The sequence below is a fragment of the Streptomyces sp. NPDC104309 genome (assembly GCF_055584025.1).
In genome coordinates this window covers 126,171-140,330 of the sequence record NZ_JBVJMV010000013.1, presented here as the reverse complement: position 1 = coordinate 140,330, position 14,160 = coordinate 126,171, and the positions used below count along the sequence as shown (strand labels likewise).

Genomic DNA, 14,160 nt, shown 5'->3' with positions numbered 1-14,160 from the left:
CGTGACAACGATGACCGACACTTCCAACGCTGCTCGCTTCCGTGAGTTCAAGATGCCCGACGTGGGCGAGGGACTGACCGAGGCCGAGATCCTCAAGTGGTACGTCCAGCCCGGCGACACCGTCACCGACGGGCAGGTCGTGTGCGAGGTCGAGACGGCCAAGGCGGCCGTGGAGCTGCCGATTCCGTTCGACGGGGTGGTGCACGAGCTGCGTTTCCCCGAGGGCACGACCGTCGACGTCGGCCAGGTGATCATCGCGGTGGACGTGGCGCCGGGCAGCGGTGACGCCGCCCCGGCCCCGACGCCGGTTGCTGAGGCCGAACCGGAGCCCGAGGCCCCCAAGGGCCGTCAGCCCGTTCTGGTGGGCTACGGCGTCGCCGAGAGCTCGACCAAGCGGCGGGCCCGCAAGGGCGCCACGACGGCGGTGCCCGCTGCCGCGGCGGCGATCCAGGGCGAGATGAACGGCCACGGCTCCGTCATCCCGGAGAGCCGTCCGCTGGCGAAGCCGCCGGTGCGCAAGCTGGCCAAGGATCTGGGCATCGACCTGGCGACGGTCGTGCCGACCGGTGAGGGCGGCATCATCACCCGCGCGGACGTGCACGCGGCGGCCACGCCCGTACCCGCACAGGCTCCGGCGCCCGTCGCCGCCGCGGTGGCGGCCGAGGCCGAGGCCCCGGCTCCGGCTGTCGTCGCTCAGGCGGGCGACCGCGAGACCCGTATCCCGGTCAAGGGCGTACGGAAGGCCATCGCCCAGGCGATGGTCGACAGTGCCTTCACCGCGCCGCACGTCACGGAGTTCGTGACCGTCGACGTGACGCGCACGATGAAGCTGGTGGCGGAGCTCAAGGAAGACAAGGACATGGCGGGGGTCCGGGTCAACCCGCTCCTGATCATCGCCAAGGCGCTCCTCGTCGCGATCAGGCGCAACCCGGAGGTCAACTCCGCCTGGGACGAGGCGAACCAGGAGATCGTGCGCAAGCACTACGTCAACCTGGGCATCGCCGCCGCCACCCCGCGCGGTCTGATCGTGCCGAACATCAAGGACGCGCACGACAAGACCCTGCCGGAGTTCGCCGCGGCGCTGGGCGAGCTGGTCTCCACGGCGCGTGAGGGCAGGACGTCCCCCGCGGCCATGGCGGGCGGCACGGTGACGATCACCAACGTCGGCGTCTTCGGCGTCGACACGGGTACGCCGATCCTGAACCCGGGCGAGTCCGCGATCCTCGCGGTCGGCGCGATCAAGCTCCAGCCCTGGGTCCACAAGGGGAAGGTGAAGCCTCGTCAGGTCACCACACTGGCCCTGTCGTTCGACCACCGTCTGATCGACGGCGAGCTCGGCTCCAAGTTCCTGGCGGATATCGCCGCGATCCTGGAACAGCCGAAGCGGCTGATCACCTGGGCGTAGCTGTACGAGATGGGCCCGCGCGAAGTTCGCGCGGGCCCATCGGCATGTCCGGCTTCTGCCGCAGGGCGAGTTCGGCGAACACCGTCTTGCCGACGGTGCGCGGCTCGACGCCCCAGCGGTCCGCGAGCCGCGCGACGATCAGGAGCCCGCGGCCGTAGCACTCGTCGTCCCCGGCCTCGCGCAGACCGGGCAGCCGCTCACCGCGTGCGTCGCTCACCGCGATGCGGAGCGTGGTCGCGGTGAGTGTGAGGTGGACGCGGAAGAGGCGGTCCTCGATGGCGCCGTGCAGCAGTGCGTTGGTCGCCAACTCGCTGACCAGGAGCGACGCGTCGCCGGCCAGGCCGGGATGGCCCCACTCCTGGACGAGCCGCGCGGTGCGACGCCGGGAGAAGGAGACGCTGCGGGCGGTGGGGGTGAAGTCGAGCCGGTCCTCGCGGAGGACGGGTTCGGGGACGGAGATCTGTTCGGCTGCGGTCATGGACGCGTGCCTCCGTGGGATGCGGGCGGTGGCGATGCCGCGCCTGCGGGGCGCCGAATTTTGGGCGCGGGGCAGGGCGGTGCACTTCCGCCGGTTTCGACTCCGCTGTGCGAGCGGTGGAGCACTGACGGTAGCGGTGCAGTTGCGTGCGCAGCAACAAGTTCGGGCAGAAATTTCTCTGCCCTAGTTGGTGTTCGAGAAGGATGAGTCCCAGACTTGGGCCACTCGGCGGAGGGATGCACGTGGCAGGTAACAGCCCTGATCGGGGCCGGACGGTTTCGACTGTGCTCGGGCGCCGTCTCGGCGGAGAGTTGCTGCGCATGCGTGAGGCGCGCTCCCTGCGGCAAGCGCACGCGGCGGAGGCGCTGACAGCGTCGGTCGCCAAGGTTGCGAAGATCGAGCGGGGCCTCGTACCGATACGGGATCCTGACGTCAGGGCCCTGTGCCACCTGTACGGCGAGGCTGACGCCGAGGTCGTCGACAGGTTGCTGGCTCTCGCCAAGACAGACCGCGAACGTCGCAAGGCGAGCGGTTGGTGGAATCAGTACCCGGGACTTCAGTCCATGGTCGAGTACGTGGCTCTGGAGGACATCGCCACCAGTCTCCGCACCTGGCAAGTCGCCATCGTGCCCGGGCTGCTGCAGACCCCGGACTACGCCAGGGCGCTTGCTGTGGGAAACGGGTCCTGGGACGACCCCGACGAGATCGAACCCTTCGTCGAGTCCAGGATGACGCGGCAGGCACGGTTGAGCGGCGACCGGCCGCTCGAACTGCGGGCGGTGGTGCACGAAGGTGCTCTACGTCAGCTGGTGGGCGGGCGCGAGGTGATGAAGGACCAGCTCGGCAGGCTGCTGGACGTGGCTCGGAAGCCGAACGTGAAGCTTCAGGTGATGCCGTATATCGCGGGTGCTCATCCCGGCATGACAAGCGCCTTCACCATCGTTTCCTTTGCTGAGCCCGGAGCACTCGACGTGGTTCACATGGATACGACCTCGACCACTCTCTGGCTGGAGAGCGATACTGATGCCGAGCGCCACAGCAGCCTTTTCGACCGCATCTCGCGCCTGGGGCTTGCGCAACACACCTCGGTGAAACTCATCAACAACATCCTCAGGGAGCTGTAGACCGCGTGCCCGGGTACCAGTTCGTCAAGTCCAGCTACAGCGGAGGCAACGCGGGCCAGGAGTGCGTCGAGGTGGCCCGCAACATCCCCCACACCGTCGCTGTCCGCGACTCCAAGCGTCCCGACAGCCCCGTCATCGTCCTCGGCCCCGCCGCCTGGGACGCCTTCCGGGCCGGGCTGGTCCGGTCGTCGGGTTGACCCGGGCCGTCCGGCCGGAGCCTGTCGCGAAGATCGCTGTTCACCGGTCCTCGGGCTGTGTTTCCCTGCCACAGTGAAGAGCGAGAGCGTGTCCGGCGCGGATGTACCCCCTGGTGTCCGACAGCGGACTGACCGCGACCTCGGCGACTGTGCGCGGGTGCTGGCAGAGGTCCATGAGCACGACGGCTATCCGGTGAACTGGCCCGACTCCCCGGGCGCATGGCTCACACCGTCATCGCTCATCGCCTCATGGGTGGCGGAACTGGACGGCCGTGTGGCCGGTCATGTCGGTCTGTCCCGGAGCGGCGCGGGAGACGCGGCTCCCGGGCTCTGGAGCGCTCGTGCGGGGGTGAGTACCGACGCGACCGCCGTGGTCAACCGACTGTTCGTCGCCCCGTGGGCCCGCGGCCACGGGATCGGTGCCCTGCTGATGGGGCGGGCTGTCGCGGAAGCACGGATCACGGCCTGCATCCGGTGCTCGACGTGCTGGCTTCGGACGCTGCGGCAGCAGCTCTGTACGAGCGGCTGGGCTGGCAGCTGCTGGCCACGGTCGAACAGCAGTGGAGTCCGGAGCAGAAGGTGACCGTCCGGTGTTATGCGGCGGCAACCTGGTCCGCGTGTGCGGCACCGGACCACGGGGGTGGTCGGCAGCCGCCGGCATACCCGGCCTCTTGTCAGACACCGCCACTACGTTGACGTGAGAATCTCGTTTCGACCTCTGGAAAGGGCGCATGTACGACGAACGGCTCGCCGCGTTTTCCGCCGAGCGGCTGGACGGCCGTCCGATACCCGACGATCTGCGTGTGCTGCTGGTGGCGCAGTGGGGAGGCCGCACCGACTTCACCCGCCTTCTCGACCTCGACTTCTTCGAGGCGGGAGAGGTCCACCCGCTCCTGGACACCAGTTACCTGAGCGAGAAGGAACTCGCGGACCCGGAGATGCAGGCCGTCAACGCCGGAGCCGCGGAGATGGCCAAGTACGTCAAGCTCGTGGCGAAGGGTGGAAAGGGGTGGATCGGCTACTGGCTGCACCCCGACGAACCTGCGGACCGCGCCTGGCACCTCGTGGAGCTGGACACCGAGTTCAGCTTCTGGGGCCTGTCCGGCCTCACTCTGACCGAGGGGGTCGCCGCCGAGCGGGCCGGCTACCAGGACGAGCCCGACGAGCGCATCGCGTTCACACGACTGGCCGCCGAACTCGCCGGGCTCGGCCTGCCGCTGAGCACCGAGGACTACGACGCCCTCGATGACACCGAGTACACGGTGGACCCGGAGGAACTCATGGAGGAGCTGACCGAAGCCGAACGAGAGAAGCGCGGTCTTCGCTGAGCGGGGAGATGCCGGCCGTCAGCGTCCGGAAGGGCGCTCGGAATTCCGGGCCCGAAAAATAGGAACTGGCTGGCGAAGACCCGCTGTTAGGGTGACCGAATGGCATCGGTCAAGAAGTTCCAGGTCACGTTCGACTGCGCAGAGCCCGAGCGCGTCGCCCGCTTTTGGTGCGAGGTGTTGGGGTACGTCGTGACGCTGCCTTCCGAAGGGCAGGGATCATGGGCTGTGTGCACCGATCCCACGGGTGGGGGCCCGCGCATGTATTTCCAGCAGGTTCCCGAGGGCAAGGTCGCCAAGAACAAGGTGCATCTCGACGTGCGGGCCGGCACCGGGCTCGTGGGTGCGGAGCGGCTGGCCGTGCTTGAGGCCGAACGCGATCGGCTGGTGGCGCTCGGAGCGGTGTGCACACAGGTGCTGTATGCCGACGAGGAGAACGAGTCGTGCATCAACATGCAGGACGTCGAGGGCAACGAGTTCTGTCTCGACTGAGCATGCTCTCCGGTATGGCGAGAGGGGGCCCGCGTGATGCGGGCCCCCTCTTTGCGTGTGTTGCCGTGAAGCGAGTGGACTACTTCTTGAAGCTGTAGTCCATGATCTTCTTCATGTCCGCGGTACGGGTGGTCGCGCTCGTGGAGGAGAGCACCGTGCCGATCACCGTCTTTCCGTTGCGGGTCGCGGCGAAGACCAGGCAGTACTTGGCCGTCGGGCCGGAACCGGTCTTCACGCCGATCGCCCCGCTGTAGCTGCTGAGCATGGTGTTGGTGTTGGACCACGACATGTAGCGGTAGCCACCGGACTTCGTGGTGACCTTCTGCTTGGTCGACGTGGTCTTCACGACCGTGCGGAACGTGGAGTTCTTCATCGCGCTGCTGGCGATCTTCGTCAGGTCGCGCGGCGTCGAGTAGTTCGAGCCATTCCCTATGCCGTCGAACGAGTCGAAGTGGGTGTTCGTCAGGCCGAGGGACTTCGCGGAGGCGTTCATCTTGCCGATGAACGACTTCACACGGGCCGCGCGGGTGGTGCCGGAGCCGTACTTGTCGGCCAGCGCGTACGCGGCGTCGCAGCCGGACGGCAGCATCAGGCCGTACAGCAGCTGGCGGACCGTGACCTTGTCGCCCACGATCAGGTGGGCCGAAGAGGCGCCCTTGGAGACGATGTAGTCGCTGTACGCCTTGTCGATCGTGACCTTGGAATCCAGGTTCAGATTCTTCTGCTCCAGGACGACCTTGGCGGTCATGATCTTGGTGGTGGAACCGGTGGAGCGACGGGTGTCCGCGGCCTTGCTGAACAGGGTCTTCGCGGTGCCGTTGTTCATCACGAAACCGCCCTTGGCGGTGATCGTGGGGGTGGGCGGCGTGGCAGCCTGCGCCGTGGAGGCGAACACGCTGCCCGCGATGACGGCACCAGCGGTGAGAGCCACGGTGGCACTGGCGGAAACGCGGTTTATGCCCTTAATGCCGATTTTCAACTTGAACGCTCCAAATGCCCCTGGAATGCGGCCACATGAGGGTGCCGCTCGGTGGTGAGACTCATGAGACGGGTAGAAGGATGTGCCGATTCCTGGGGCAATTTCGGAGCAATGGAGGGTTCCGTTCGAGGGCGCCTCCTCCCCGGAAGTCCGGCGCGGGTCTCCCTGGAGTCCGGCAGGGGTCTCCCTGGGGGGTCGGCGTGGATCTTCCCGGAATTCCGGCGTGGATTCTTCCTGGAAGTCCGGCGTGGATCCTTCCTGGAAGTCCGATGTGGATTCCTTCTGTGGCCGGGCGCGGATCTGTCCGGAAATCCGGCAGGGATCTGTCCGGATCCCGGACGGGTGCCACCATGGACGCATGTTGTATCTATGCTGTGTACATGCCTGCCGCACCCCCAGCCGTGAAGCCCCCCGTCAAGTCCGCCGCGAAGCCGGCGAAGCCGACCGCCAAGCAGCCCCCCGCCGCCGAGCGTGTCTATGCCCACATCAAGGGAGCGGTCCTGGACCGCCGCTACGAGGGCGGCACGCTCCTCACCGAAGGCGATCTCGCGGAGGCTGTCGGCGTCTCCCGTACGCCCGTGCGTGAGGCGCTGCTGCGGCTGGAGGTCGAGGGGCTGATCAAGCTGTATCCGAAGAAGGGCGCTCTCGTGCTCGCCGTCTCCGCGCAGGAGATCGCGGACGTGGTGGAGACCCGGCTGCTGGTCGAGGAGTTCGCGGCCCGCAAGGCCGTGCCCGCCTCCGCGCAGTTGATCGGACGGCTCGAAGAACTTCTTGAGGAGCAGCGCCAGTTGGCGGAGGCCGGGGATCTGGCCGCCGTGTCCGTGAAGGACCGCTGCTTCCATGCCGAGATCGTGCGCAACGCGGGCAACGACATTCTCTCCCGCCTCTACGACCAGCTGCGCGACCGGCAGTTGCGGATGGGTGTCGCCGTGATGGAGGCGCACCCGGGAAGGATCGCCGCGAACATCACCGAGCACGGTGAGCTGCTGGAGGCCATCAGGTCCGGTGACGCCGACGGTGCCGCGCAGGTCGTGCGGCGTCATGTCAGCCGGGTCAAGGTGCTGGTCAGGGGTGAGGACCGGTGAGCTCTGCCGCCGCTCCCGCCCTCTCTCTGCCCGGTGATCCACCCGGCGGCCGGCGTGCCGCATGGGTGTGGGGCATCGGTGTCGCCGTCTACTTCGTCGCGATCATCTTCCGTACCAGCCTGGGCGTGGCCGGGCTCGACGCCGCCGACCGGTTCCACGTCAACGCCTCCGCGCTCTCCACGTTCTCCATCCTTCAGCTGCTCGTCTACGCGGGCATGCAGATACCCGTCGGCCTGATGGTCGACCGGCTCGGCACCAAGAAGGTCCTCACCCTCGGGGCCGTCCTGTTCACCCTGGGGCAGCTCGGCTTCGCGCTCTCCCCCTCGTACGGCACGGCGCTGGCGTCCAGGGCGCTGCTCGGCTGCGGTGACGCGATGACGTTCATCAGCGTGCTGAGGCTCGGCGCCCGCTGGTTCCCGGCCCGGCGCGGCCCGCTGATCGGTCAGGTCGCCGCGCTCTTCGGGATGGCGGGCAACCTCGTCTCGACGCTCTTCATCGCGCGGGCCCTGCACGGATTCGGCTGGACCACCACGTTCGCCGGCAGCTCCGCCGCCGGGGTTCTCGTTCTCGTCCTTCTTCTGCTGTTCCTGAAGGACCACCCCGAGGGCCACGAGCCGCCGCCCGCAGAGCACGCGGGCGCCGCCTATGTGCGCAAGCAGATCGCCGCCTCCTGGCGGGAGCCCGGCACCCGGCTCGGTATGTGGGTGCACTTCACCACGCAGTTCCCGGCCATGGTGTTCCTGCTGCTGTGGGGCCTGCCGTTCCTGGTGGAGGCGCAGGGGCTGAGCCGGTCCACGGCCGGTGAGCTGCTCACCCTGGTGGTGCTCTCCAACATGGCGTTCGGGCTGGTCTACGGGCAGATCATCGCCCGCCACCACGCGGCCCGCGCCCCGCTGGCCCTCGGGACGGTCATGGTGACGGCCCTGCTCTGGGCGTCGACCATTTTCTACCCGGGCGACCACGCGCCGATGTGGCTGCTGATCGTCCTGTGCGTGGTGCTGGGCGCGTGCGGTCCCGCCTCGATGATCGGTTTCGACTTCGCGCGGCCCGCCAACCCGCCGGAGCGCCAGGGCACCGCGTCGGGCATCGTCAACATGGGCGGCTTCGTCGCCTCGATGACCACGCTGTTCGCCGTCGGTGTGCTGCTGGACGCGACCGGCGACAACTACCGGATCGCGTTCGCCTCGGTCTTCGTGCTGGAGACGCTCGGCGTCGTACAGATCCTGCGGCTGCACTCCCGGGCCACGCACCGCGAGCGGGACCACCATGTGATCAGCCGCGTGGAAGCCGTGCACGTACCGGCGTAACGCGTCTGTCGCGCCGGATCGGCGGCGCGCCCGTCCTCGCACGACGGGCGCCGCCGACCCACGGTGGCACGGCGCCGGGGCGCTGCGGCCTCAGGGCGTCACGCCCTCGTGGCCCCGCGATGTCACGGCGTCACGGCGTCACGGCGAAGTTCTGCAGGATCGCCGCCGCCAGTTCCTGGTCGCCCTCGATCTTGACCCGGTCCGCGACCGCGCCGGCCCGCACCCGCCCGCAGGCGAGGCGGAAGTACGTCTCCCAGTCCATCGCGAGCGTCACCGCGGGACCCAGCGACGGCGAGCCGTCCACCGAGCCGCGTCCCTCCGCGTCGACCCTGACCGTGCGCAGGAACTCCATCGGCCCGTGCACATCGAGCACGACCGCCGAGCTGGTCGGCGCGCCCGCGTCCTTGGCGACCACCTTCGGCAGCGCGGCGAGCAGGGTGTCCCGGACGATGGAGGCGCCGGGGGAGTCCAGATTGCCGGGCTGCCCCAGCGTCGTCCGCAGATCCTGCTCATGCACCCAGACGTCGAAGGCCCGCATCCGCAGCGCGAGTTCGAGGGTCTGCTCGGCGCCCAGCGGTGCCCGGACCATGGTCTCGGGGTCACGCGTCTCGTTGCGCAGCTGACGTGCGCGGCGAATGATCGTGTACTCCAGCTCGGAGGTCATCTCCGGCGCGGTGTGGTGACGCCGCACATCGACCTGCATCTCCATGTAGCGAGCGAAGTCGCTCTGCACATGGAAGAGATCGCGCGGCAGCGTGTGGATCGGACGCGGATCGCCGAGCTGCTCGCTCTCCATGCCGATGATGTGCGAGACGATGTCGCGCACCGACCAGTTGGGGCACGGTGTACGGGCGTTCCACTCTCCCTCGGCGAGCGGCTTCACCAGCTCGGCTATCGACTCGATGGAGTGGGTCCAGGCATCGGCGTAGGTCTGGAGGCTGGGATGGACGGTCACGGGACCCCTCGTGCGGTTCTGCGGTGCATGGGCTGGAGTGCTGGGCGCGGGCGGTGGGCTGCGTGGGAGGTTCTGTCGCTCAGAGCGTCCGGTGACCGGGGGTGGCCTCACGGGGTTGGGCACGTACATCTGCGGCGTTGTCGTCGGTCACCAACGCTCCGCGTTGACTTCCTCCTCCGCCTGGCAGCTGCATGCACCCAGCCCCGCTCCTTCTTCCACCCCCCAGTCGCCGGACGCTCTAAGTTACGCTGCGAGCAGGCACCCCGGCAGTGCTTTCGTGTGACGATCGTAGGCCTGTGTTGACGGCTCGAATGCCAGGACGGTGGTAGTGTGCTCGCCTCCCTCATCCAGATCGCAGTAGACCCGGACGAATCCGTCAATTCCCGCAGGGAGCGTGCGGCTTCGCTGATCGCGGCCCAGCGCGGTGCGGATCTGGTGATTCTTCCCGAACTCTGGCCCGTCGGCGCCTTCGCCTACACCGCCTTCGAGGACGAGGCCGAACCCTTCCAGGGGCCCACCCACGACATCATGGCGAAGGCCGCGGCCGATGCCGGGGTCTGGCTGCACGCGGGCTCCTTCGTCGAGCGCGCCGCCGACGGCACCCTCTACAACACCGCGCTCGTCTTCACGCCCGAGGGCGAGCGGGCCGCCGCGTACCGCAAGATCCATCGCTTCGGCTTCGACAAGGGCGAGGCGGTCATGATGGGCGCCGGCGAGGAACTGGTCACGGTCACCCTGCCGGAGACCACGCTGGGCCTCGCCACCTGTTACGACCTGCGCTTCCCGGAAATGTTCCGTGGTCTGGTCGACGCGGGCGCCCGGACGCTGATCGTCGCGGCGGGCTGGCCGGAGCGCCGCCGCTCCCACTGGACGCTGCTGGCCCAGGCCCGTGCCGTCGAGAACCAGTCGTACGTCCTGGCCGTCGGCACCGCGGGCACCCATGCCGGAATCCAGCAGGCCGGACACAGCATCGTCGTCGACCCATGGGGCGAGGTGCTCGCCGAGGCGGGCGCTGACGAGGAGGTGCTGAGCGTGGAGTTCGACCCGTCGAAGGTCGCCGTCACGCGTGAGCAGTTCCCAGCGCTCAAGGACCGGCGGCTGGGGCTGGCCTTGCCCGGTACGGGCAAGTAGTCCCGTTTCACGTGAAACCGGGCCCGGTGCCGTCACCGGGCCCGCCCACCGACGATTCTGCCCTCGGTCCGCGGCACTTCGGCGGTTCTGCCCCCGTTCCGCGGGCCTTCGGCTCTTCTTCCCTCGGTCCGGGGGCCACCGACGGTTCAGCCTTCGGTCCGGGGGCCACCGACGGTTCAGCCTTCGGTCCGGGGGCCACCGACGGTTCAGCCTTCGGTCCGGGGGCCTGCGGCGGTTCCGTCCTCGACTGCCGGACGGACTCGATCTCCGAGCCCGTCAGTCGTTGTCGTGCTCCTTGTCGGCGAGCACGATGACGCACACCGATACGGCGATCAGCAGCGCCATGTCGGCGTCCTCCCGCACGACGTCGATGCCGTACGTGTCCCGGACGGTGAGCCACCGCCGCGAGATCTGGGCCAGCAGTTCCCCGTCGTAGTCGATGGCGAACTCACGGTCCAGGATCTTGCCGCTGACATCGAGCTCGGTGCCGTCCACCAACGTGACCCGGTAGTGGTTGCGCAGCAGCGACAGCCGTTTGCGCTTGACCTTGGCGAGTTCCTCGCCATCGCGCTCGATGAGCATCGTGTCGCGCAGACTGAGCAGCTTCTGCCGGATCTCGACCAGAATCCGGCCCTGCGCGTCCTTCAGCTCGAAGGTGTCACGCACCCGCAGGGCCTTGCCGTCGACGAGGAAGACCTTGCGGCCGTCCGCGTCCTCGATCCAGTAGTCGTCACCGATGGCGAAGAGCCGTTCACGTACCAGGAATCTCATGGCTCACAGGTTCCCCCAGGACTCCCCGGAATGCGTGGACCCTCCGGAATGCGCGCGGCCCACGGTGATGTTGACTGTCCACATGGCAACACGTGCGCGCGTCAGGGCCCCCGAGCTGATCGGCAAGGGCGGCTGGCTCAATACAGGCGACCAGCAGTACACCCTCGCTGACCTGCGAGGACGCATTGTGATCCTGGATTTTTGGACCTTCTGCTGTGTGAACTGTCTGCATGTCCTCGATGAGCTGCGCGAGCTGGAGGAGAAGCACCGCGACACCGTCGTGATCATCGGTGTGCACTCGCCGAAGTTCGTGCACGAGGCCGAGCACCAGGCAGTCGTCGACGCCGTCGAGCGGTACGAGGTCCACCATCCGGTCCTCGACGACCCGGAGCTGGCGACCTGGAAGCAGTACGCCGTACGGGCCTGGCCCACGCTCGTCGTCATCGACCCCGAGGGCTATGTCGTCGCCCAGCAAGCGGGCGAGGGACACGCGCACGCCATCGAGAAGCTGGTGGAGGAGCTGGAGGCCGAACACGGGGCGAAGGGCACGCTGCGCCGTGGCGACGGCCCCTATGTCGCGCCCGAACCGGTCGCCACGCATCTGCGCTTCCCCGGCAAGGCCCTGCTCCTGCCCGACGGCGGTTTCCTGGTCTCCGACACCACCCGGCACCGTCTGGTCGAGATCGAACGCGACGGCGAAACGGTCCGCCGTCACGTCGGAACGGGCGGCAGGGGATTCACCGACGGCGGGCCCGACGAGGCCCGGTTCTCCGAGCCCCAGGGACTCGCCGTGCTGCCCGACGGCCGGATCGCGGTCGCCGACACGGTCAATCACGCCGTCCGCGCCCTCGATCTCACCACCGGGATCACGACGACCCTCGCCGGCACCGGCCGTCAGTGGTGGCAGGGTTCGCCGACGGCCGGCCCGGCCCGCGAGGTCGACCTCTCCTCCCCCTGGGACGTCGCCTGGTTCGCGGACCGGCTGTGGATCGCCATGGCGGGCGTGCACCAGCTGTGGACGTACGACCCCGGGACGGGGACCGTGCGGGTCGCGGCGGGCACGACCAACGAGGGACTGGTCGACGGGCCGGCCGACGAAGCCTGGTTCGCCCAGCCGTCGGGGCTCGCCGCGTCGGCCGACGGGGAGCGGCTGTGGGTCGCCGACTCGGAGACGTCCGCCCTGCGGTACGTCGAACGCGACGGCACCGGCTTCGCCGTCCGCACGGCCGTCGGCACCGGTCTCTTCGACTTCGGCCACCGCGACGGCGGAGCGGATCAGGCGCTGTTCCAGCACCCGCTGGGCGTGACCGCGCTGCCCGACGGGTCCGTCGCTGTCTGCGACACGTACAACCACGCGCTGCGCCGCTACGACCCGGTGAGCGGCGAGGTCACCACCCTGGCCACGGACCTGCGCGAGCCCAGCGACGCGGTGCTGGTCGACGGCGATCTCGTCGTCGTCGAGTCCGCGCGGCACCGGCTGACCCGGCTGCGGCTCCCGGAGGAGGCCGTGCGGGTCGCCGACCGGGCGCACCGCACACAGCGCGCGGCGACCGAGATCGCTCCGGGCACACTGCGGCTCGATGTGGTCTTCCAGGCGCCCGCCGGGCAGAAGCTGGACACCCGGTACGGTCCCTCGACCCGGCTGCTGGTCTCGGCGACCCCGCCCAAGCTGCTCGCGGCGGGTTCCGGTCCCGGTGCCGACCTCTTCCGCGACCTGGTCCTGGCCGACGGCGTCACCGAGGGGGTCCTGCATGTGTCCGCAATGGCGGCGTCCTGCGACGACGACCCGGCGAACGAGTACCCGGCCTGCCATGTCCACCAACAGGACTGGGGCGTCCCCGTCCGCGTGAGTGCGGAGGGAACGCCCCGGCTGCCGCTGGTGCTGGCAGGGATGGACGAGCGGGCCTGACGGCGCGCGGAGCCCCGGATACGGAGGGCCTTCTGCGCCGGGTTCGGTGTGTGCGGCGGGGTAGGGGCCGCATCCCGCGGGGCTCGTCGTACGGCCCGGCTCAGCGGGTCAGGAGGTGCCCGCCTGCTTCATGGAGCTCACCGCTTCGGCGACCGTGCTCCGGTACAGGCCGAGCTTCGGGTCGCGCACCTTCACATCGGGGCCGAGCTCGAAGTTCTGCGTGTCCGCGTTGGGCATGTGGTCGCCGTCGGCGAGCACGTTCATCTCGTCGATCCAGGTCAGACCGTTCGCACCGCTCGGGTTGAGGTCGATCACCGCGATGGCGGCCGTCTTGGGCTTGACCGGGTACGCGGGTGCGCCGCCCAGGCCGCCGGGAACGGCCGGCCTGATGTCGGAGCTGTGGTCCGAGGCCTTCGCGGCGCCCAGGCTGACCCGCGGGAAGTAGCTCAGGCCGCAGGAGTTCGCGCCGACGTTGTTGACCTCGATCACCTGCTGGGTGGCCGAGCCCTCGCGGGGGTACACGCGTACCGACAGGTCCCCGCTCTTGCACGGGTGCGTGTAGGCGTAGCTGTCGCTGGTGCTGCCGCCCGTCTTGGCGCTGCCGTTGGACGCGTTGGTCTTCGAGGTGCCCGTCTTCGTGGCTCCGGTGTTCTGCGCGGCACCGCCGGTCTTCGAGGTGCCCGTGGTCGTCGCGTCGGTGGCGGGCTGGGAGGCGTCCGTCGAAGCGGCAGCCGCTGCGGCGTCGCTCGCCGGGCCGGCGGACTTCGTGCCGGTGCCGTCGTTGCCGCCGCAGGCGGTGAGGGCCAGGGCGAGCACGGCGGTGGTCGCGGCGGCGAGGACGGTGGTGCGGTTGCGGAGAGTGCTCATGGAAATTCCCCCGAGTCTGACGGTGAGACGGACGCCTGGTCATTGGCGAGCGCCCCTGACCTGCTGACATCTACGAGTCTGGGGCGGGCCGCTCATGTTCTGCTGGCGTCCCGCTGACGTCCCGCTGACGTGCGG

Annotated in this window: 14 protein-coding genes and 1 pseudogene; 10 read left to right on the top strand and 5 right to left on the bottom strand. The window is 69.0% G+C overall.

All coding sequences use genetic code 11. The features are described from left to right. Position 1: 1 nt before the first annotated feature. Positions 2-1,405, top strand: coding sequence for a dihydrolipoamide acetyltransferase family protein (locus tag ACZ68L_RS20720; RefSeq protein ID WP_469578940.1), 1,404 nt, complete (start codon positions 2-4; stop codon positions 1,403-1,405). On the opposite strand, the gene ACZ68L_RS20715 is transcribed toward ACZ68L_RS20720, so the two are convergent. After that, positions 1,392-1,883, bottom strand: coding sequence for an ATP-binding protein (locus tag ACZ68L_RS20715; RefSeq protein ID WP_469578938.1), 492 nt, complete (start codon positions 1,881-1,883; stop codon positions 1,392-1,394). The two genes, ACZ68L_RS20720 and ACZ68L_RS20715, sit on opposite strands and share 14 nt — an antisense overlap. 242 nt (positions 1,884-2,125) lie before the next feature. On the opposite strand from ACZ68L_RS20715, the gene ACZ68L_RS20710 reads away from it, so the two are divergent. The 5 genes and pseudogenes from ACZ68L_RS20710 to ACZ68L_RS20690 all read left to right on the top strand — a co-directional run bounded on the left by ACZ68L_RS20710 (position 2,126) and on the right by ACZ68L_RS20690 (position 5,021). Beyond that, complete coding sequence (locus ACZ68L_RS20710) at positions 2,126-3,007, top strand: helix-turn-helix domain-containing protein (protein ID WP_469578937.1); 882 nt, start codon at positions 2,126-2,128, stop codon at positions 3,005-3,007. Between the two features lie 5 nt (positions 3,008-3,012). Continuing rightward, on the top strand, positions 3,013-3,204 hold the full coding sequence (locus tag ACZ68L_RS20705) for a DUF397 domain-containing protein (RefSeq protein WP_469578935.1): 192 nt from the start codon (positions 3,013-3,015) through the stop codon (positions 3,202-3,204). Between the two features lie 73 nt (positions 3,205-3,277). Next, positions 3,278-3,810 (top strand): annotated as a pseudogene (locus ACZ68L_RS20700) (GNAT family N-acetyltransferase); the annotation flags it as partial. A gap of 125 nt (positions 3,811-3,935) precedes the next feature. Next, positions 3,936-4,532: a hypothetical protein gene (locus ACZ68L_RS20695; protein WP_362441155.1), complete on the top strand. Its 597-nt coding sequence runs from the start codon at positions 3,936-3,938 to the stop codon at positions 4,530-4,532. A gap of 99 nt (positions 4,533-4,631) precedes the next feature. Next, on the top strand, positions 4,632-5,021 hold the full coding sequence (locus tag ACZ68L_RS20690; protein WP_469578933.1) for a VOC family protein: 390 nt from the start codon (positions 4,632-4,634) through the stop codon (positions 5,019-5,021). Positions 5,022-5,100: 79 nt separating this feature from the next. Here ACZ68L_RS20690 and ACZ68L_RS20685 read toward each other — a convergent pair whose 3' ends face one another. Next, positions 5,101-6,000, bottom strand: a complete 900-nt coding sequence (locus ACZ68L_RS20685) for a D-alanyl-D-alanine carboxypeptidase family protein (protein ID WP_469578931.1) — start codon at positions 5,998-6,000, stop codon at positions 5,101-5,103. Positions 6,001-6,380: 380 nt separating this feature from the next. On the opposite strand from ACZ68L_RS20685, the gene ACZ68L_RS20680 reads away from it, so the two are divergent. Both ACZ68L_RS20680 and ACZ68L_RS20675 read left to right on the top strand, forming a co-directional pair. Next, a complete protein-coding gene (locus ACZ68L_RS20680; protein ID WP_469578929.1) occupies positions 6,381-7,085 on the top strand; it encodes a GntR family transcriptional regulator in 705 nt (234 codons plus the stop codon). Further along, positions 7,082-8,392, top strand: coding sequence for an MFS transporter (locus tag ACZ68L_RS20675; RefSeq protein WP_469578927.1), 1,311 nt, complete (start codon positions 7,082-7,084; stop codon positions 8,390-8,392). The genes ACZ68L_RS20680 and ACZ68L_RS20675 overlap by 4 nt, the downstream gene beginning before the upstream one ends. Positions 8,393-8,522: 130 nt before the next feature. Here ACZ68L_RS20675 and ACZ68L_RS20670 read toward each other — a convergent pair whose 3' ends face one another. Continuing rightward, complete coding sequence (locus ACZ68L_RS20670) at positions 8,523-9,347, bottom strand: maleylpyruvate isomerase family mycothiol-dependent enzyme (RefSeq protein ID WP_469578925.1); 825 nt, start codon at positions 9,345-9,347, stop codon at positions 8,523-8,525. A 330-nt stretch (positions 9,348-9,677) separates the two neighbouring features. On the opposite strand from ACZ68L_RS20670, the gene ACZ68L_RS20665 reads away from it, so the two are divergent. Further along, positions 9,678-10,478, top strand: a complete 801-nt coding sequence (locus tag ACZ68L_RS20665) for a carbon-nitrogen family hydrolase (protein WP_469578923.1) — start codon at positions 9,678-9,680, stop codon at positions 10,476-10,478. Between the two features lie 276 nt (positions 10,479-10,754). Here the strand turns inward: ACZ68L_RS20665 and ACZ68L_RS20660 are convergent, their stop codons facing one another. Continuing rightward, complete coding sequence (locus tag ACZ68L_RS20660) at positions 10,755-11,249, bottom strand: LURP-one-related/scramblase family protein (protein ID WP_469578921.1); 495 nt, start codon at positions 11,247-11,249, stop codon at positions 10,755-10,757. An 82-nt stretch (positions 11,250-11,331) separates the two neighbouring features. Between ACZ68L_RS20660 and ACZ68L_RS20655 the strand changes: the two genes are divergently transcribed. Continuing rightward, on the top strand, positions 11,332-13,158 hold the full coding sequence (locus ACZ68L_RS20655) for an NHL domain-containing thioredoxin family protein (protein ID WP_469578919.1): 1,827 nt from the start codon (positions 11,332-11,334) through the stop codon (positions 13,156-13,158). 108 nt (positions 13,159-13,266) lie between these two features. On the opposite strand, the gene ACZ68L_RS20650 is transcribed toward ACZ68L_RS20655, so the two are convergent. Continuing rightward, positions 13,267-14,025, bottom strand: a complete 759-nt coding sequence (locus ACZ68L_RS20650; RefSeq protein WP_469578917.1) for a DUF4232 domain-containing protein — start codon at positions 14,023-14,025, stop codon at positions 13,267-13,269. Positions 14,026-14,160 lie beyond the last annotated feature (135 nt).